Origin of the sequence: Luteibacter sp. dw_328, assembly GCF_018449605.1 — a bacterium.
Lineage (GTDB): Bacteria > Pseudomonadota > Gammaproteobacteria > Xanthomonadales > Rhodanobacteraceae > Luteibacter.
On sequence record NZ_JAAVUW010000004.1, the window covers coordinates 504179 to 523075 of the forward strand.

Below are 18897 nucleotides of genomic sequence, written 5' to 3' on the forward strand. Positions count from 1 at the left end.
CCCATGGCTTGCCTGAATGATCGTACGTCCCAAACCCAATGCGCTTTCCTGGCTCTGGCTCGCCGCCGCCATGATCGGCCTCGACCAGCTCACCAAGTGGTGGGCGCTGACGGCGCTGCAGCCGGCGGAGACCCCGCACCCGGTCATTCCGGGCATCCTCAACTGGACGCTTACCTTCAATACGGGCGCCGCGTTCAGTTTTCTCGCCGATAGCGCGGGCTGGCAGCGATGGTTCTTCGTGCTGCTGGCCGTGGTGATCAGCACGACGCTGAGCGTATGGCTCTCGCGGACGCCACGCGCCGACTGGCGCACCGCGGCGCCCCTGGCCCTGATCGTGGGTGGGGCGCTGGGCAATGTCATCGACCGGTTGCATGCGGCGAAGGTGACTGACTTCATCCAGGTGTTCCTGGGGAGCTATCCGTTTCCGGTGTTTAACGTGGCGGATTCGGCGATCAGCGTGGGGGCTGTTTCGATGATCGTGTTCAGCCTGTTCAGTGGATCGCAGAAGCCGGCTTCTTCCTGACCGTTTTCGGTGTCTGGCCGCGCTGGCGCGCGGTTCGCCGATGAATCGGCTCCCACATCGCCGATGAATCGGCTCCCACATCGCCGATGAATCGGCTCCCACATCGCCGATGAATCGGCTCCCACAGGGGGTGTGGGCTTTTTGTGGGCGCCGCTTCAGCGGCGATAGGCCTGGCGAAAGCGCCCACCCGGCAGCCATGCGATAATCCACACGTCCCGGCGCCCCCAGGCGCCACCGCTCATTCGAGGTCCCCCCTTGGACATCCTGCTCGCCAATCCCCGCGGTTTCTGCGCCGGCGTCGATCGTGCGATTGCGATCGTGGAACGTGCGCTCGAGTCCTACGGCGCGCCGATCTACGTTCGCCATGAAGTCGTGCACAACCGTTTCGTCGTCGAACGCCTGCGTGCCGATGGCGCCGTGTTCGTCGAGGAGCTGGACGAAGTGCCGGATGGCTCCACGGTGATCTTCAGTGCCCACGGCGTGCCCAAGGCCGTACGCGAGGAAGCCGACCGTCGTCGCCTCAACGTGTTCGACGCGACATGCCCGCTGGTGACCAAGGTGCACATGGAAGTCGCGCGCCTCGGCCGTGCCGGCCATGACGTTGTCCTGATCGGCCATGCCGGCCACCCGGAAGTCGAAGGCACGATGGGGCAATGGAATCCCGCCAACAGCGGCAACATCTACCTCGTCGAATCGGTAGAGGATGTCGCCTCGCTGGCACCGTCGCAGCCGGAGAAGCTTGCCTTCGTCACCCAGACCACGTTATCGGTCGACGACACCATCGCCATCATCGGCGCACTTCGCGCGAAGTTCGCGGCCATCGAAGGTCCGCGCAAGGACGATATCTGCTACGCCACGCAGAATCGCCAGGATGCGGTGCGTCGCCTGGCGGACGCCGTCGATCTCGTGCTGGTGGTCGGCTCGGTGAACAGCTCGAACTCGAACCGCCTGAAGGAACTGGCTGAAAAGCAGGGCGTTACCTCGTTCCTGATCGACGGCGCGGAGCATATCGAGCGCAGCTGGCTGGAAGGCAAGACGCGGATCGGCGTGACCGCGGGCGCCTCGGCGCCGGAAAAGCTGGTGCAGGAAGTCATCGCGCGCCTGCAGTCATGGGGCGCCGGCAGCGTCCGCGAGCTCGATGGCGAAGCCGAGAACATCACCTTCGCCCTGCCCAAAGAGCTTCGTCTGGCCGGTTAAGGCTTGCGCCGCGCACCAAGCTTCCCTAAAATCCTCGTTCTCGCCGAAATAGCTCAGTTGGTAGAGCGCGTCATTCGTAATGATGAGGTCGTAGGTTCGATTCCTATTTTCGGCACCACCATTCTTCCCGGACTGCCGTCGAGCGGTCCCGGAGGCACAAAAAAACCCGCCGGTGCGGGTTTTTTTGTGCCTGCCATTCGGTGCGAATCACGCGGCGAGTCGCGCATCCTCGGCGAGATAGCGCAGACCGATGGATAGCGCCATGTTGTAGCCCGCACCGGCGTTGCCCGGTACCACCACGCTAACCAGTGACGGATGGCCCGGCACGAGCCCCGACGCGTCCGCTTCGTCGCTGCCGTCGTGGATTTCGATATAGGGCACGCTGAGGTGGGCGAGGGCGTCACGCAGGGGCGCAATGTCTTCCGGTGGGACGTCGTTGGCGTCCACATCGAGCAGGACCAGTTCGGCGTGGTCGCCGCTGGAACGGTCGAGGTATCCGGTCAGCTCGACGAAGTCGTGGCAGGGCCGCCAGAGCAGGTCGACGCCGGCGGCTTGCGCGCGTTCCCACAGTCGCCACATCGCGTCGTCCGCCAGGGTGGCGTGAACCGCGTCATGACGCGGGCCCGTGATCACGACGATCGACATCGTTCGCTGCTCCAGTAAGTCGGGAGTGCAGTATCGGATCACGATGCGTAAAAAGGCTGCGCCATTGGGGCGCTTTTCAGGTAACGCCTGCGTAAAGAAATGGTACCGTCCGCTCAAATCATCAGGGAAAGACATCGTGGACGGAACACAGGACATCGCTATCGTCACCGCGAGGCTGCGACTGGATCGACTGGTGGCGGCCGACGCGCCGGCACTCTTCGCTTACCGCGGTGACGACGCCGTCGCGCGCTACCAGGGCTGGAAGCCCGCCGATCTCGCGGCGGCCCAGGCCTTCATCGCGGACCAGGCATCACTGGCTTTCGGAACAGCGGACAGCTGGTGCCAGCTGGCGGTTCGGGACAAGACAACCGGCGAGCTTCTCGGCGATTTCGGCGTGCACTTCCCGGTCAGTACGGATGATCCGATCGAGTTCGGGCTTTCCCTGCGGCCAGAGCGGCAAGGCAAGGGCTTCGCTCGCGAAGCGATGGCCGCCGTACTCGATCTGGCCTTCGGTGACTGGGGCTACCGGCGTGCGGTGGGTTCGGTGGATCCGCGCAACGTGGCCAGCCTGGCCCTCCTTCGGTCACTGGGTTTTCGCCAGGAAGCCCATCACGTCGAGAGCTATTTCTTTCGCGGCGAATGGGTCGACGACGTGATCTTCGCCATGCTGGCGCGCGAATGGCCGACTAGCCGCTGAGTCGCCGGCCGGCCGGGCCCCGCCCGGCGCATACACCATCTTCATGGGCCGGGTGCCACATAGGGCGGAGACTGGCGCGGAAACCCCCATGAGCGAGCGGTACGTGCGCATCTACGTGGCCCAGCCGCCCGACGTCGGGGCGGAGTGGGTGGTGCGCGTCGACTCGGACGAACCTGCGCGTTTCCGGCACGAGAAAGACGCCTTGAGCTATGCGCTCAGGCAGGCGCGGGCACGCACCGGGCAGGGTGTGTCAGTGGAACTAAGGGTAGAGGACGACTATGGCCACTGGCGGTCCATGGCGCTTTGACCGAAGGGAACGGACATGCACACACCAGTTCAGCACTACAGGGGCTATGACATCCTCTGCAGCGCGAGCGGTTACACGCTACTGCGCAACGATGTCGAGGTATTGAGCGTGGGCTCCCACGATGCAGGCAACCCACTGCAGGATTGCGCCCATCTGGATTACCTGCTCGAGCAGGCGAGGCAAAGCGTGGACAGCCTCCTCGACCACGCCTGAGGCATGGTGTCAGGCGGCGGCGAGGCGGGCGAGCGCGGCAGCGCTGGGCGGCGCCAGATGGCCGAGGGCCGCGGCAGGCAGGAAACGCCAGTCGGACAGGCGGCGCGGCAGCCGTGAGGCGGCATAGACGTCGCGCAGGCCGGCGACGGCCTCTTCCGGGGAATCGAAGCGACCCACTTCGCTTTCACCGCAAAGGGCGCGCCAACGATGCCCGTGACGAACGATGCGGAACAGACCTTCGGTCGAGGTAAAGACATATTGCGCGAGCACGGAACACTCCTTCGTGACCGGGAGCATTGTGACCGTGCGGTCGTGACCGCTTTGTTATCCCGAGGCTACGGTGTGGTGTCGGTGCCTGCAGTCTTGCCTCGCAGGCCAACGTCCCTTACTGCGGGGTGGCGGCCATCACGTTGTTCATCAGGGCTTCGACTTCGACGCAGTTGCTCGCGCCGAGCTCGCGCAGATCGTCATTGTTGTTGCGCAATTTCTGGATGAGATCGCGCGCATTCTGCTGGCCCGCTGTGTACGTGGCGCTTACCGCGCCACCCGGCACCAGTAGGTTGACCTTGGCCCGGAAGGCGTCGATCGTCGAACCAGGCATGCCGCAGACAAACTGGCCGATGACGTCGGCATGGCCAGCTTCGTCCAGCGTTGCGCCCGGAAGGGTCTGCGCTGCGGACACGGAAGCGGCGGATGCGAGAAGACTGACTGCAATCGGAAGTGCGCGAATGAAACGCATGGATTTTCCCCTTGGAGAAGCTGGCGGCGGCTGAAGCATGAGACCGCGCCGGGCGCCGCGCAAGCCCGGCCCCGGAGGAAATGTGCGCCGTTCCACACACCGGCCCGCTCGTCGGATTTCGCCTACCGCTCGTCGTCAGGCGCTTGATTGACGGCCCCGGGTTGCTAGCCTGAAGGTAGGGAACAGTAAGGGGACGCCTTCGTGGCAAAGATGCAATTCCGTCGCGCCGTGCGCGGCGTGTCGCTGATCGAGGTTCTGATGGCCGTGCTGATCTTCAGCATCGGTCTCATCGGCCTCGCCGGACTGCTCGTGGTCTCGACCCGATCTAACCAGGCAGCCTTCGTCCGCACCCAGGTGACCTTCCTGGCCAACAGCATGGCCGACCGGATGCGCGCTAATCCCTACGGTTTGTGGGAGGGCGACTACACGGCCACCTTCCCGGTCACGGGCACCCTGCCAAAGTGCGATGCGACCAATGCCTGCGTGCCGAAGGATGTCGCCCTGCGCGACAAGATCCTCTGGGGCACCCAGCTTCAGACGTTCCTGCCCGGGCTCGGTACGACATCCATCGCCTGCACTGCGGCCAGTGGCCTGACTTACGATCCAACCGCACAGATTGGATTGCGACCGCCCTACGGCGGTACCTGCACCATGATCATCACCTGGGCCGAACGTGGCACCAGTGGTGGGACCGACGACAACACGGACAGCGGCAGCCTGCAGTCCTTCACCTGGGTGTTCGAGCCATGATCACGCGTTCCGTTTTCCGTCGGGCCGCGCGCGGCGTCACCCTTGTCGAATTGATGGTCGCCATGCTGCTGGGCCTGCTCGTCGCGGGCGGCATCATCACGATTTTCCTGTCGACGTCGAACAGCAATCGCGTGCAGACCCAGCTCGCGCGCATGCAGGAAGACGGGCGTTTCGCGATCGGTCGGCTTAACGATGACCTGGCCATGGCCAGTGGCATCTATTGCAACAACACCGGTGGGATTGCGACGGTCTCGTCATCCAACGTGTTCCTCGATGGCCTTCTCACCCCGAAGATCTTCACGAAGGACTTCGCGACGGCAGCCCTCTTCGAGAACACCACGAACTGGGGTGCTACATCGGGGAAGAACACGTACCCGGCCGCACCGACCGCGGCTTACCCCATGCCGTCGTTCCTGTACATGCGTGGCTATAACTGCACCGGTAGCTCCGCCTGCACGCCGATCCCGGTGGCCTTCCTGGGCGGCACGCAGGACACGGCCGGCACGGCGGTGGGCAATCGCGTGCTGGGTACTGATGTACTCACCGTGCGGTACCTGAATGCCTCGCGCGGCTGGCGTCTTGGCGCAAACAATATCGCTGTCGGTAATGCGGACGGCACGCTGAAGGAAATCGATCTCAATCCGACGTCCGCCGAGCTGCCTCGCGCACAGTTCAAGAGCAATACAGCACTGATGGCTGACTGCACGACAGCGCAGGTCTTCGCGGTCACCGGTGCCACCACCGGCGTGCTCACGCCTAACCCGGGCAACAACTTCTCCGCACCGCTTGCGCTGCAGCCGCAGTCCGCGCCGCGCCTGTACGATTTCGTTAACGATATGCAGAACGTGACCTATTACGTCCAGGTCGTGACTGACGATGGCACGCCGACGGGTGTGAAGACGGGTGCGTTGATGCGCCGCGTGAACGGCACCACCGTATCCGTGCCCGACCAGGAACTGATCCGTGGTGTGGAGCGACTCACCTTCCGTTATGGCGTGGAGGATACGACGGGAGGTGTGCGGTTCCTTACCGCCGATCAGGTCGACTCGCGCAACAACGGAGCCATTACCTGTCCGCCGACGGTGGGTAACTCAGTCCTTACCACGACCGATCCGGGCTGCCTGTGGCGCGCCGTGAAGAGCATCGAGGTATCCATCCTTCTCTCCAGCCAGGTGACGATGCCCAATCTCACCACACCGGAAACGGCCTTCATGTACACGCCTGATACCTCCAGCGGCGCGTTCGCGCCGGTGTATCCGACGGAAGCGAGCACGGCCAAGCTCGCCATCCAGCCGTCGGTCCAGGGATTCGACAACCAACGCCTGCGCCGTCAGCTCACCTCGTTGGTGATGCTGCGCAACTACAACCCCTGATCCAGAGCACCACGGAGACACCATGCAACCTTCCCGCTTCCGATCCCTGCAGCGCGCCCCCCGGGCGCAGCGCGGCGTCGTTCTCGTCGTGGCGCTGATCTTCCTCCTTCTGATCACGATCCTTGCCATCTCGGCGTCCGGGACCTCGTTGATGCAGTTGCGTCTGGTCGGCGGCCTGCGAAGCTCGCAGATGGCGGACTTCGGTGCAGAGTCCGCTGCACGCGGCGCCGAGTGGCGCCTGTGGACGGCTAGCATCACCACGCCCCTGGCGTGCACGACGACCGGGCCCAGCTGCTACAAGTACGACCCCGCCACGCCTAACACTGTCGTAGAAACCTTCCGGAATTCTCCCGGCTGGGTCGCCGATGGTGCCACGACGTACTCGGCCGGCACGTTGACGACGGAAAGCACGGACAAGACGTTCAAGCTCACCCAGGACCCGGTGTACATGATCGAGGATCTCGGCGTGGAGGTGCCTCCGGGCCTCGGTTCCCAGCATGAGTCGGGTCAGAGCGCGCCGGGCACGGGTAACACCAGCGTCGACAGCCACATCTATCGCATTACCGCCCGCTCGACCGGCGCGAACGACAACACCGTTCGCGTGCTCGAGACGACGTTCGCGGCCAAGGCCAACTGAGAGATTCCGTCATGAGCGCATCCCATCGCCTGCTAACGCTCGCCGCCGCCATGGTCCTCACCGGAGTCGGCGGATTCTCGGGCGAGGCCGCCGCTACGGCAACCAACCTCAGCACCACGCCGCCCGATCTGACCACGTCGGTCGCGCCGAACATCGCTGTGACCTTCGATGACTCCGGCTCGATGCAGAGCTACTACATGGGTGACAACCGCCCATTCGATAACGGTGGCTGGAGCTTCAGCCAGCCATGGGCTTGCGCTGGCGTTATCGACCCGCGCATCAAGGACACGAAGAACAACGCTTCGAAAGCGATGAACGGCGTGTACTACAACCCGAACATCTCTTACACGCCGGCCGTGAACGCCGATGGAACTCCCTTCCTTCAGGCCGGCCACACGTCGACGACGGATGCGCTGAACATGGCGTATGTCTGGATGAACGGCATCGACGTCAACCGCCCGAACAACGCCGTGACGCCGGGAACTGCGCAGGTTCTCAGCAACCGCAACAGCAACGCGGACTACAAAGACACGCGAGTCAGCATTCTCAACGGCACGGTGACATACAAGAGCAACGGCACGACCGTCCAGACCGATAATCGCTGGAACTGCACCAGCAGCCAGACCAATCCATTCGACGGTAAGACACTCGATGCGGATTCCGGTACGAAGCCGAACGGTGGTCCTTACTACTGGCGCCTCAAGTCGACGGCGACGGCAAGCATCACCGGTTCCGGCGGGGTGGTAAATACCACGGCCCTCTATACGGCGAGCAATTGGGAACCCGTTTCTGTGCCGGCATCGCAGTACCAGAACTTTGCAAACTGGTTCTCGTACTACCGCACCCGCAACATGATGGTCCGCACGACGCTATCCCAGGCGTTCTCGAAGATCGGCAACTCGGTTCGCATCGCTTGGCAGAACCTCGCCAACGCCACCGGCACGGGCACAGACTACGACGTACAGTTCGGTACGACGGCTACACTGCAAGACATCGGTGATCTCAATTCCACCGTGCGTGCCGATTTCTATAAATGGATGTTCCAGGTGGTCGGCGGCAACTCGACGCCCGCGCGCGCGGCGACGATTCGGGCGAGTAACGTTTTCCGCCAGCCGCTGACGAAGACAGCGACCGATCCCTACTGGAACGGGCTGACCGCCGCTGCCGATTCGGCCGACCTCGTCTGCCGCAAGAACTTCCACATGCTGGTGACCGACGGTTACTGGAATGAAGGCGATCCCACGCTTCCCAAAGCGGTGAACGGTACGCCGGCGCTGGTCAACGGAACCAACACTGCACAGGACGCACAGAACCTGCCGGACCTACGCACGTATTCGCCCACCGCCAGCGTGTCGAAGATCTATGGCAACGTGGCAGGCAGCGTCTACACGTCCTCCATGGCGAACATTTCCTGGTTTTACTGGGCAACGGATCTCCAGCCGACCCTGGCCAATGGCGTGAAGCCATACTGGAAGGACCTGACCTCGCCCACCACGGTCGATCCGACCAATCCCGGCGCCAACGACACCGTTTACTGGAACCCGGTGAACGATCCCGCGACGTGGCAGCACGTGTCGCAGTTCTTCGTGACCCTCGGCGTGGCCGGAACGCTGGACTATCCCGGCGACTATCCGGCCCTGCTGGCCGGCACGAAGCAATGGCCTCAGCCTGTCAACAACTCGGGGCCGGCCGTCGACGATACCTGGCATGGTGCCGTGAACAGTCGCGGTGGATTCTTCAACGCGTCGGATCCGGCAGCGCTGGTCAACGGCCTGGTCAGCATCATCAACTCGGTGATCGCCACCTCGTCGAGCGCGGTGGCCCCAGCGGTGAACACCGGCGTGCTCGGACCGAATTCGCTTAGCTATGTGCCCAACTTCTCTTCCGTCGACTGGTCAGGCACGCTCACGGCGTACTCGCTGACCGCTACAGGCGGCCTCGGCGCGTCCCAGTGGGAAGCTTCTGCGGCGCTCAAGGGCCGCTCTGACCGCGCGATCGTGACCAGTGCGGGCCCGGGCGAAGGCAATGGCGTGGAGTTTCTTTACGCCAACCTGACGGCCAGCCAGAAGACCATCATGGACTCGTCGGACGGCAGCGGCGGTACCTCGCCTGCCGACGGGAAAGGCAGCAATCGCGTTGACTGGGTTCGCGGCAGCCAAACGGATGAGGGCAGCCTGCTGCGTACGCGCAGCTCGCTGATGGGCGCCGTCGTCAATGCGCAGCCGGTCTACGTTGCCTACCCTTCAAGCGGCTACCGCGACTTTTTTCCGCCGAACGGCACCACCACGGCTCCGGAAACGCTGGCGTATCAGGGCAATCCTGCTAAGAGCTACTCGCAGTTCGTTGCCGACAATCTGACGCGCACACCGACCCTCTACGTTGCGGCGAATGACGGCATGTTGCATGCCTTCGACGCGCGACCGAAGGCGAACACGACGACGCCGGGTAAGGAGTTCTGGGCGTACGTTCCCGACGCGGTCTACCGGAAGCTGTGGTTCTTCTCGCAGAAGGACACCTTTCAGTATCGGCCCACGGTGGACGCCACGCCGATCTACCGCGATGTCTATTTCAGCGCCACGGGTGCGAAATCGGCCGTGGGCTGGCACACCATCCTGGTCGGTGGTTTACGGTATGGCGGTCGTGGTATCTACGCACTCGATGTGACGACGGCGGGCGATACCACGGCGGCGGCGGCGACCAAAAAGGTTCTTTGGGAGTTCAACGGAAACTCCACCGGCGGCGCAAACCTCGGATACACATTCGGACAGCCCAACATCGGCCGCCTTTCGAATGGCAAGTGGGTCGTATTGGTGCCGGCCGGCTATTTTCCGACCGACAGCACCGATCCTGCGTACGGCGCGGCTGCGGCTGCCAGCACCAATAGCTCTCTCTTCATCCTGGACGCACAGACCGGTGCGGTCATCAAGGAACTCAAGACACCGACCAGCTACGGCGGTGTGACTACTCCGAGCTACGGCCTGTCGTCGCCGGTACTGGGTGACTACGACAACGACCAGGTCGATGATGTCGCGTTCGCCGGCGATCTCGTCGGCAATCTGTGGCGGTTCAATCTGAAGGACCTCAACACCGTCGACCTGGTGTTCAGGCCGGACAACAACACGGACCAGCCGATTACGGTCATGCCGCGTCTGTTCCCGGATCCGAACTCGCAGTACTTCATGGTGGTGTTCGGTACGGGTAAGTTCATCGGCGACGACGATCGCACGAGCACCGGCGCGAAGACGCAGTCCGTCTATGGCATCCGCGATCTCGGGCCGAGCAATACGACGGGTCTGCCGTGGACGAAGTCGAAGCTGGTCCAGCAAAGTATCGCCGAGACCTCGACGGGCGTGCGCGGTATCACGACCAACCCGGCGCCCACGCCGGCCAAGCCTGGCGGTTGGTACTTCGACCTGAACATTCCGGGCGTCCTGGGTGAAAAGGTGGTCGTTACACCGACCGCGCTGTTCAACACCAATCGCGCGATCATTACAACGCTCATCCCGACGACGGCGGATCCCTGCAACCCGGGCCGTGCCGGCTCGATCATGGTGGTCGACTCGTCGACCGGTGGCGCGGGTGCCGGTGTCAGTGGTGGAGGCTTCGGATCGGGATCGCCGTACACCGTTGCCGGGTCGCGCGTGACGAATCCCCCTGCCACAGGCGGCTTGCCGGCGGTGACCGGCGTGGGCGGGGCCAGCACCATCGTGCCCGGTGTGACGGTCACTGGCAGCTCCGGGGGGAACGGTGGCCAACCGAACCTCGGTTCACCCATCTGGCGCCGCCGTTCCTGGAGAATTCTCAATGACCAGTAATATTCGTCGGACGCGTGGCTTCACTCTGCTCGAACTGATGATCGTGGTGCTCGTCATGGGCGTCCTGGCCACCATCGCGATCACTTCGTACGGTCGCTATGCCTACCGGGCCCGTCGCGCCGATGGTCAGGAGCTGCTCATGCGTGTGGCCAACGCGCAGGAGCGCTACTACGCCACGTTCAACAGGTACGGCGACGATCCGGTCACCGGTGACCTGAAGCTCGGCAGCGCGACCTCGGAGAAGGGCTATTACACCGTCACGATCACCAAGACCGACCTGACCAAGGACTACACGGCCACCGCGACACCCGTGCCGGGCAACTCGCAGGCCAAGGATGTCTGCGGCCCGCTCAGCATCGACTCGCAGGGTGTGAAGCTGCCTGCACTTACCGACACCGCCAAGAACAGCAACGGGCGCTGCTGGTGATGGTCCGCATGGGGGGAGGTGAAATGGGTAATCGCTCGCGCATGGCGGGCCTGTCGATGGTCGAGCTGATGGTAACGGTCCTGGTTCTCGCCATGCTCATGGCTATTGCGGTCCCGAGCTTTCGTGCAGTGATGAATCGCGGCAATGTCGCCACGGCGATCAATTCGCTGAGCGTAGATATGCAGCTCGCCCGCGGCCAGGCCGCCAGCCAGCATCGCTTCGTTTCGATCTGCCGAAGCACGACCGGTACGCAATGCGACCTCCCGGTCGGCACAACCTACGACTACGACGCGGGCTGGATCGTGTATTCGTACGATGTGAGCTCGACGGGCGCCGATCAGAGCTTCACCGCCGGCTCTTCCAACATGACCATATTGCGGTATACGCCGCAGCGGCCGGGCGTGTCGATCCGCGCGACCGATGGAAAGGTCATCACGTTCAACCAGACGGGGCAATTCGTGACGGGCACGGGCCGCACCACGCTGACTTTCATCGCGTGCCCGCGCAAGTCCATGAGCGACACCAGCAATACGTTGGGTTCCAACCTGGCCGGAATGCAGGGCTCCTCCCTGGTGCTTCGCCAGTCCGGATCGTTGGCGGTAACGGCGCTCCCCCTGACCTCGACCACTTGCCTTCCCTGACCCGGGGGCATTGACGGGAGCGGCCTTCCACCTTAAAATTCCGCGCTCGATGGGCGGTTAGCTCAGCGGTAGAGCACTGCCTTCACACGGCAGGTGTCACAAGTTCGATCCTTGTACCGCCCACCATCAGATACCCCCTGCCTAGCAGGGACTTAAAGGGAGATCCTCACGGGTTTCCCTTTTTGTTTGCGTCGAGAACGTGCACAAACTACCCCCATCGTTCACAGCGTGCAATGTGCACGGAACTGAGCATGCACACCGGCCATTGTGCACAGCCTCGACTAACCTCTTGATCTGACTTGGTGTAGGCCTGCCTAGTTGAGGCAAGGGACACACTTCGTATGTCCTTCGGCTGACGCCTCAGCATCTACCGCTGAGCTAACCCCATGTCTGTCACAGGGAAGGGCTACCCCCTCATTCGTGCCGGAAATTTGGACTCAGGCGGCCACCGGGGATGCAGGGGGTTAGGGGTAGGGCTACATATACGAACTCCAGCTAGAATTTTTCTAGGGGAAATTCACAGCTCATCGTCCTGTTTCAAGACGCTGGGACTGGACGATATCCACTTGTTGATTTCCAAGATGACAAGCTTTTTGGTGTCGTCCTGCCAAATCGGCGTCTTCATTCCCCAGTAGAGAAAGTGGGCTTGCCGACCGTTGCGAAGGTCTTTTTTTCCTTTGCTGCCGTTTTTCGTATAGAGCACCACGAGATCGCCCTCGTTAACAGGCACATCTGGAAACCAATACGCCGGCTGATTACCTGCGCTCGGGTGTTCGCCGGTGAGTTTCGATAGAAGCACCGCATAACGACCAACGTCGCCACTGCTGTCCACACGGAGCACAACACGCTCCTTCTCGATATTCCCTGTATCGGCGAACGAACTGACGGAAAGGATCATGGGCGATTTACCTTAGCAATGATTGCGGCGACGGTAAGCACGATACCGACCCCGATCACAATGAAGCACAGTACCGGTTCTTTAGGCCATAGCGATGGAGCGAAGCCAAGGAAGAATGCCCCGCCAGCAAGCGTGGACATCGTTATGATTTCAAGAGACGTGTGAACTTTGAATTTCTCTTCTAGAACGGCAGCTTTCTTGTCCACCTCGTGGAATGCTTTTCTCACCTCGGCAAAGTTCTGGGTCTCAGCCTCTAGGCGCTCCAGATTTGCGAGTAGCATCTTTTGCACGCCAGGAGAAGACCATTCCTTCTGGCTGAGGCTGCGATCAATCTTTCCGAGCGCCGACTGAGCTTTTCTGACTGGGGCGTTTTCGGGTTCAGATCCTGTGTCGTCCGGCTGGCTTTCTGACAGAGACATGCGTCCATACCAAATTAGGTGAGTGGTCTTGTTTCTACTGTGGCCTAGGATATAGTGCCCACTGGCAAACAGGCCAGCTACGCATGTAGCGAACCGTAGGGGGCTTAGGCTCTCAAGTGATGGTAAACAGGAAAGCTTGGGTATGCCCAGGTGATCTAAGTGAGCTACCGCCTACCACGCAGGAGGTTCGATCCTGCCCACCCTGACACCGGTGTGTAGGTGTCTCCCTCATGTAGCAGGGGGCTAGTGGGTGCTACCGGTTGCCAATTCCGAATATTGGTCATAGCTGACACGTTGCGTGTCCCTATGCTCTTATCCGCTTAGGCATTTGCCTAGGGGAAATCTATGACTGTGCTCAATGTATCTGTCAGGACGGAAGTTCTGTTGCGGTTAGCCTTGCCTGCGACGTCCCCCCAGATTTGAGTAGCGGCCCGGTTTCGAGTCCAATCCCCCACGAGAAGGAGATTGGACGTGAAGAAGCGTTTTTCCGAAGAACAGATCATTGGCTTCCTGCGTGAGGTCGAGGCGGGTATGCCGGTCAAAGACCTGTGCCGCAAGCACGGCTTCAGTGAAGCCTCGTACTATCTGTGGCGAAGTAAGTTCGGCGGCATGAGCGTGCCCGAGGCTAAGCGACTGAAGGACCTGGAGTCGGAGAACGGGCGCCTGAAAAAGCTGCTGGCCGAGCAGCTTTTGGAAAATGAAGTCATCAAGGAAGCTCTGCGAAAAAAATGGTGAGCGCACCGGACCGGCGCGAGCTGGTGCGCTATCTGGTCGGCCGGAAGCCGAGCGAGCGTCGTTCGCTGGCGATTGCCGACATGAGTGCAAGCGCCTACCGCTACGCGCCGCGGCCCGACCATAACGTCGAACTTCGCGAGATGATCTGCGCGCTGGCGAATCGCCATAAACGCTATGGCGTGGGGATGATCTATCTGAAGCTTCGCCAGGCCGGGCACGCGGTGAATTACAAGCGGGTCGAGCGCCTGTATCAAGAGGCCAGCCTTCAGGTGCGGCGGCGCAAACGAAAGAAAGTCCCGCCGGCCGAAAGGCAGCCGCTGCTTCGCCCGGCGGCTGCGAACGAGGTCTGGTCGATTGATTTCGTGTTTGATCGCACCGCCGAGGGCCGCGTCATCAAATGCCTGACGATCGTCGACGATACGACGCACGAGGCCGTTGCCATCGAGATCGAGCGAGCCATCTCGGGCGTCGGCGTGACGCGTGTCATGGACCGCCTGGCGATCACGCGCGGCCTCCCGAGGGTGATTCGCAGCGATAACGGAAAGGAGTTCTGTAGCGCGTTGTGCCCCATGGGCTACAGCCTAAACAGGAAGAGGCTTCACACGGCAGGTGTCACAAGTTCGATCCTTGTACCGCCCACCATCAGATCCTCGAAAACCCGGCCTTCGCGCCGGGTTTTCGTTTTTAAGGTCCAGGCAAGGTCCCGCCGGTACAATGCGCCGGCTGACTCACCGGATACCGCCATGCACGAAGTCCTCGCTAACCTTCAACTGATGGTCCTGACCCCGTGGAAGATCATCGGCCTGCTAGGCACGCTGTTGTTCACGGCGCGCTGGTTCGTCCAGTTCTATGCCACGAAGAAGAACAAAAAGGTCACGGTGCCGATGTCGTTCTGGTACCTGTCGGTGTTCGGTAGCGTGCTCACGCTGGCCTACTTTATCTGGGGCAAGAACGACTCGGTCGGCATCATCCAGACGGCCTTTCCGATGATCGTGTCGTTCTACAACGTCTTTGCCCATCTGAAGCACCGGAACCAGAAAGAAGAGATCAAACCCGGCGGCCCCGAAGAGACCTGACCGACCTGGCCCGTCGTCAGTCCGGGTCGTAGTCCAGATAGGGCGCCAGCCAGCGCTCGGCGTCGGTCCGGTCCCAGCCCTTGCGCTTGGCATAGTCCTCGACCTGCTCGCGGCCTACGCGGCCGACCACGAAGTACTGGCTGTCCGGGTGCGAGAAGTACCAACCCGATACCGCCGCCGTGGGATACATGGCGAAGCTGTCGGTCAGTTGCACCGTGGTATGCGCCGTCGCATCCAGTAGTTCGAACAGCGTGCCTTTCTCGGTGTGCTCGGGACAGGCGGGATAACCAGGGGCAGGGCGGATGCCGCGGTAGCCTTCGGCGATCAGCGTGTCGTTGTCGAGCGCCTCGTCCGGTTGATAGCCCCAGAACTCCTTGCGCACGCGTTCGTGCAGGCGCTCGGCGAAGGCTTCGGCGAGGCGGTCGGCGAGTGCCTTGAGCAGGATGGATGAGTAATCGTCGTGGCCGGCCTCGAAGCGGGCCACGTGCTCGTCGATGCCGATGCCAGCGGTGACGGCGAAGCCGCCGATCCAGTCCTGCACGCCACTGTCCTTCGGCGCGACGAAATCGGACAGACAGAAGTCCGGACGCTCCACGGGTTTGTCCACCTGTTGGCGCAGGTGTCGAAGCGTCGCCACGGGCTTGCGCTTGTGCGTTCCCGTCTCGGCGTAGACCTCGATATCGTCGCCGCTTTGCGCGGCCGGCCAGAAGCCGATCACGCCCTTCGCGGTCAGCCACTTCTCGGCAATGAGCTTGTCGAGCATGGCCTGGGCGTCGTTGTAGAGCTCGGTAGCCTGCGCGCCAACCACGTCATCAGTGAGGATGGCCGGAAACTTGCCCGCCAGCTCCCAGGCGTTGAAGAACGGCGACCAGTCGATATAGGTGCGCAGTTCGGCGAGATCGTAGTCGTCGAACGCGGTGATGCCGGGCGTCTTCGGTGTCGGCGGTACATAGGCCAGCCAGTCGCCGACGAAGCGCTGAGCGCGGGCCTTGGCCAGCGTCACCAGCTGCTTGCCTGTGCCGCGGCCCTTATGGCGCTCGCGCACTTCGGCATAGTCGGCGCGGACCTTGATCATGAACTCCTCGACCAGATCCTTGCTGACCAGCGACTGCGCCACGCCGACGGCGCGCGAAGCGTCCTTCACCCACACGGTGGGCGACTTGTAGTGCGGCTCGATGCGCAGCGCGGTATGCGCGCGCGACGTCGTCGCACCGCCGATCATCAACGGCACGTGGAAGTTCTGACGCTGCATCTCACGCGCCACCTGGCTCATCTCTTCTAGTGACGGCGTAATGAGACCGGAGAGGCCGATGATGTCGGCACCGACTTCGCGCGCGGTGTCGAGGATCTTCTGCGTCGGCACCATGACGCCGAGGTCGAACACCTCGAAGTTGTTGCACTGGAGCACCACGCCGACGATGTTCTTGCCGATGTCGTGGACGTCACCCTTGACGGTCGCCAGCACGATCTTGCCGTTGTTCTTCGCGCTGTCACCGGAGATCCGCTTTTCTTCCTCGATGAAGGGAATCAGGTGAGCCACGGCTTTCTTCATGACGCGCGCGGACTTCACCACCTGCGGCAGGAACATCTTGCCGGCGCCGAAGAGGTCGCCGACGATGTTCATGCCGGACATCAACGGGCCTTCGATCACGTCGAGCGGACGCGTGGAGATCAGTCGCAGTTCTTCGGTATCTTCGACGACGAACTGGTCGATGCCGTGTACCAGCGCATGGCTCAGGCGATCGATCACCGGCTTTTCGCGCCAGGCCGCCGTCTCGACAGCGACCTCAGCCTTGCCGCCCTTGTACTTGTCGGCGATCTCGAGGAGCCGCTCCGTGCCGTCGGCGCGGCGGTTGAGCACCACGTCCTCGACGCGCTCGCGCAGTTCCTCGGGGAGATCATCGTAGATCGAGAGGCCACCGGCATTGACGATGCCCATGTCCATGCCCGCGGCGATCGCGTGGTAGAGGAATACGGAGTGGATCGCTTCGCGCACGGGATTGTTGCCGCGGAACGAGAACGAGACGTTGGAGACGCCGCCGGAAATATGCGACGACGGGAAACGCTTCTTGAGCTCGCGGGTGGCTTCGATGAAGTCCACGGCGTAGTTGTTGTGTTCCTCGATACCCGTCGCGATGGCGAAGATATTCGGGTCGAAGATGATGTCTTCGGGCGGGAAATCCGCTTCGTTGACCAGGAGCTCATAGGCGCGCGAGCAGATCTCGATCTTGCGCTCCTTCGTATCCGCCTGACCTACTTCGTCGAAGGCCATCACGACCACGGCGGCGCCGTACTGGCGCACCTTGCGCGCGTGCTGCAGGAACAGGGCCTCGCCTTCCTTCATGGAAATGGAGTTGACGATGCCCTTGCCCTGCATGCAACGCAGGCCGGCTTCAATCACGCTCCACTTGGAGGAGTCGACCATGATCGGCACGCGCGCGATGTCCGGCTCGGAGGAGATCAGGTTGACGAAGCGCGTCATCGCCGCTTCGGAATCGATCAGGCCCTCGTCCATGTTGATGTCGATGATCTGCGCGCCACTCTCTACCTGCTGGCGCGCGACATCCACCGCCTCTTCGTAGCGGCCTTCCTTGATGAGTTTGCGGAACTGCGCCGAACCGGTGACGTTGGTGCGCTCGCCGACGTTGATGAAATTGAGGTCGGGCGTGAGGATCAGCGGCTCGAGGCCGGACAGGCGGGTATGGCGAAGAGTAGTCATGCGGCTTGCGAGGCGTCCAGGCGTACGCGCGGCGGGTAGGGTGCCACGGCGGCGGCGATTGCCGCGATATGGGCAGGCGTGGTGCCACAACAACCGCCGACGATATTGAGCAGGCCTTCGGCGGCGAAGCTCTCGATGGTCGATGCCATGGCCTCCGGCGTCTCGTCGTACTCGCCGAAGGCGTTCGGCAGTCCGGCGTTCGGATGCGTGCTGACCGCGCTGCCGGCGATGCGGGAGAGCATCTGCACGTGCGGGCGAAGGTCTTCCGCGCCGAGCGCGCAGTTGAGGCCTACCGACAGCGGTCGGATGTGTTCCACCGAATAGAAGAAGGCTTCGGCGGTCTGGCCGGACAAGGTGCGTCCCGAGCGATCGGTGATCGTGCCGGAGATCATCACCGGCATGCGTGCGCCGAGTTCGTCGAACAACTCGGTGAGCGCAAACAGCGCGGCCTTGGCATTGAGCGTATCGAAGATGGTCTCGACCATGATCGTGTCGGCGCCGCCTTCGATCAACGCACGCGCCGACTCGACATAGTTGGCGGTGAGCGCTTCGAAGCTGATGTTGCGGAAACCCGGGTCGTTCACGTCCGGCGAAATCGATGCGGTGCGGCTGGTGGGGCCGAGCACGCCGATGACGAAGCGCGGCCGGTCCGGCGTCAGCGCGGTCATGGCATCGCAGGCTTCGCGGGCGATGCGGGCGCCCTCGCGGTTCAGCTCCGGGACCAGGTGCTCGAGGTGGTAGTCGGCCTGGCTCACGCGCGTGGCGTTGAAGGTATTGGTTTCGACGAAGTCCGCGCCGGCTTCGAGATAGGCCATGTGCACGCCGCGGATGATCTCCGGCTGGGTCAGCAACAGTAGATCGTTGTTGCCTTTGAGGTCGCATTCGCCGGGGTGGTCGTGGCTGTGTTCGTGGCGGCTGTCGAGGCCACCGGAAAAGCGCTCGCCACGGTAGCCGGATTCGTCCAGCTGGTGGCCTTGCAACATGGTGCCCATGCCGCCGTCCAGAATCATGATCCGTTCGGACAGAGCCTTCTCGATGAGGGCGACGCGGTCGGGGTGGAGCCAGGGTAGGGTGCTCATCGGCGGT

General features: G+C 62.5%; 18 protein-coding genes, 2 tRNA genes and 2 pseudogenes. 15 read left to right on the top strand and 7 right to left on the bottom strand.

Annotated elements, in window-relative coordinates:
• The first annotated feature begins 16 nt into the window (after positions 1–16).
• The 3 genes from lspA (at position 17) to HB634_RS12610 (ending at position 1838) form a co-directional block, all read left to right on the top strand.
• Positions 17–523: a signal peptidase II gene (gene lspA / locus HB634_RS12600; RefSeq protein ID WP_213948799.1), complete on the top strand. Its 507-nt coding sequence runs from the start codon at positions 17–19 to the stop codon at positions 521–523.
• A 255-nt stretch (positions 524–778) separates the two neighbouring features.
• Positions 779–1720, top strand: coding sequence for a 4-hydroxy-3-methylbut-2-enyl diphosphate reductase (gene ispH / locus HB634_RS12605; RefSeq protein WP_063573484.1), 942 nt, complete (start codon positions 779–781; stop codon positions 1718–1720).
• Between the two features lie 42 nt (positions 1721–1762).
• Positions 1763–1838 (top strand) — tRNA-Thr (locus HB634_RS12610).
• 89 nt (positions 1839–1927) lie between these two features.
• Here HB634_RS12610 and HB634_RS12615 read toward each other — a convergent pair.
• A complete protein-coding gene (locus tag HB634_RS12615) occupies positions 1928–2365 on the bottom strand; it encodes a hypothetical protein (protein ID WP_063573485.1) in 438 nt (145 codons plus the stop codon).
• A gap of 136 nt (positions 2366–2501) precedes the next feature.
• Between HB634_RS12615 and HB634_RS12620 the strand changes: the two genes are divergently transcribed.
• The 3 genes from HB634_RS12620 to HB634_RS12630 all read left to right on the top strand — a co-directional run bounded on the left by HB634_RS12620 (position 2502) and on the right by HB634_RS12630 (position 3582).
• A complete protein-coding gene (locus HB634_RS12620) occupies positions 2502–3062 on the top strand; it encodes a GNAT family protein (protein ID WP_345777497.1) in 561 nt (186 codons plus the stop codon).
• Between the two features lie 88 nt (positions 3063–3150).
• Positions 3151–3369 (top strand): hypothetical protein, encoded by a 219-nt coding sequence (locus HB634_RS12625; RefSeq protein ID WP_213948800.1) that lies wholly within the window; start codon positions 3151–3153, stop codon positions 3367–3369.
• Positions 3370–3384: 15 nt separating this feature from the next.
• A complete protein-coding gene (locus HB634_RS12630; protein ID WP_213948801.1) occupies positions 3385–3582 on the top strand; it encodes a hypothetical protein in 198 nt (65 codons plus the stop codon).
• Between the two features lie 9 nt (positions 3583–3591).
• Here HB634_RS12630 and HB634_RS12635 read toward each other — a convergent pair whose 3' ends face one another.
• Together HB634_RS12635 and HB634_RS12640 are read right to left on the bottom strand one after the other, a co-directional pair.
• On the bottom strand, positions 3592–3852 hold the full coding sequence (locus HB634_RS12635; RefSeq protein WP_213948802.1) for a hypothetical protein: 261 nt from the start codon (positions 3850–3852) through the stop codon (positions 3592–3594).
• A gap of 115 nt (positions 3853–3967) precedes the next feature.
• Positions 3968–4321, bottom strand: coding sequence for a hypothetical protein (locus tag HB634_RS12640; RefSeq protein ID WP_213948803.1), 354 nt, complete (start codon positions 4319–4321; stop codon positions 3968–3970).
• A gap of 210 nt (positions 4322–4531) precedes the next feature.
• Between HB634_RS12640 and pilV the strand changes: the two genes are divergently transcribed.
• The 7 genes from pilV to HB634_RS12675 all read left to right on the top strand — a co-directional run bounded on the left by pilV (position 4532) and on the right by HB634_RS12675 (position 12090).
• Positions 4532–5071 carry a type IV pilus modification protein PilV gene (gene pilV / locus HB634_RS12645; protein ID WP_231874044.1) on the top strand — a complete coding sequence of 180 codons (540 nt, stop codon included), beginning with the start codon at positions 4532–4534 and terminating at the stop codon, positions 5069–5071.
• Positions 5068–6444, top strand: a complete 1377-nt coding sequence (locus HB634_RS12650) for a PilW family protein (RefSeq protein ID WP_063574192.1) — start codon at positions 5068–5070, stop codon at positions 6442–6444. Before pilV ends, HB634_RS12650 begins: the two co-directional genes overlap by 4 nt.
• 22 nt (positions 6445–6466) lie before the next feature.
• Entirely contained in the window at positions 6467–7081 is a 615-nt protein-coding gene (locus HB634_RS12655; protein WP_213948804.1) for a PilX N-terminal domain-containing pilus assembly protein, read from the top strand.
• 11 nt (positions 7082–7092) lie between these two features.
• A complete protein-coding gene (locus HB634_RS12660) occupies positions 7093–10896 on the top strand; it encodes a PilC/PilY family type IV pilus protein (protein WP_213948805.1) in 3804 nt (1267 codons plus the stop codon).
• Positions 10886–11323 carry a type IV pilin protein gene (locus HB634_RS12665; RefSeq protein WP_063573374.1) on the top strand — a complete coding sequence of 146 codons (438 nt, stop codon included), beginning with the start codon at positions 10886–10888 and terminating at the stop codon, positions 11321–11323. Before HB634_RS12660 ends, HB634_RS12665 begins: the two co-directional genes overlap by 11 nt.
• 41 nt (positions 11324–11364) lie before the next feature.
• Positions 11365–11964 (top strand): GspH/FimT family pseudopilin, encoded by a 600-nt coding sequence (locus HB634_RS12670; RefSeq protein WP_213948806.1) that lies wholly within the window; start codon positions 11365–11367, stop codon positions 11962–11964.
• Between the two features lie 51 nt (positions 11965–12015).
• A tRNA-Val gene (locus tag HB634_RS12675) sits at positions 12016–12090 on the top strand.
• Between the two features lie 391 nt (positions 12091–12481).
• Here the strand turns inward: HB634_RS12675 and HB634_RS12680 are convergent.
• The gene (locus HB634_RS12680) at positions 12482–12862 is read right to left on the bottom strand and encodes a hypothetical protein (protein WP_213948807.1); all 381 of its coding nucleotides are present in this window, start codon (positions 12860–12862) and stop codon (positions 12482–12484) included.
• Positions 12859–13281 carry a hypothetical protein gene (locus tag HB634_RS12685; RefSeq protein WP_213948808.1) on the bottom strand — a complete coding sequence of 141 codons (423 nt, stop codon included), beginning with the start codon at positions 13279–13281 and terminating at the stop codon, positions 12859–12861. Before HB634_RS12685 ends, HB634_RS12680 begins: the two co-directional genes overlap by 4 nt.
• A 531-nt stretch (positions 13282–13812) precedes the next feature.
• Here HB634_RS12685 and HB634_RS12690 point away from each other — a divergent pair.
• Together HB634_RS12690 and HB634_RS12695 are read left to right on the top strand one after the other, a co-directional pair.
• Positions 13813–14570, top strand: a pseudogene (locus HB634_RS12690) (IS3 family transposase); the annotation flags it as partial.
• Positions 14571–14825: 255 nt separating this feature from the next.
• Positions 14826–15092 (top strand): annotated as a pseudogene (locus tag HB634_RS12695) (lipid-A-disaccharide synthase N-terminal domain-containing protein); the annotation flags it as partial.
• Positions 15093–15108: 16 nt separating this feature from the next.
• On the opposite strand, the gene metH reads toward HB634_RS12695, so the two are convergent.
• On the bottom strand, positions 15109–17811 hold the full coding sequence (gene metH, locus HB634_RS12700) for a methionine synthase (RefSeq protein WP_213948809.1): 2703 nt from the start codon (positions 17809–17811) through the stop codon (positions 15109–15111).
• Positions 17808–18890, bottom strand: a complete 1083-nt coding sequence (locus HB634_RS12705; protein ID WP_213948810.1) for a homocysteine S-methyltransferase family protein — start codon at positions 18888–18890, stop codon at positions 17808–17810. The genes metH and HB634_RS12705 overlap by 4 nt, the downstream gene beginning before the upstream one ends.
• Between the last annotated feature and the right edge of the window lie 7 nt (positions 18891–18897).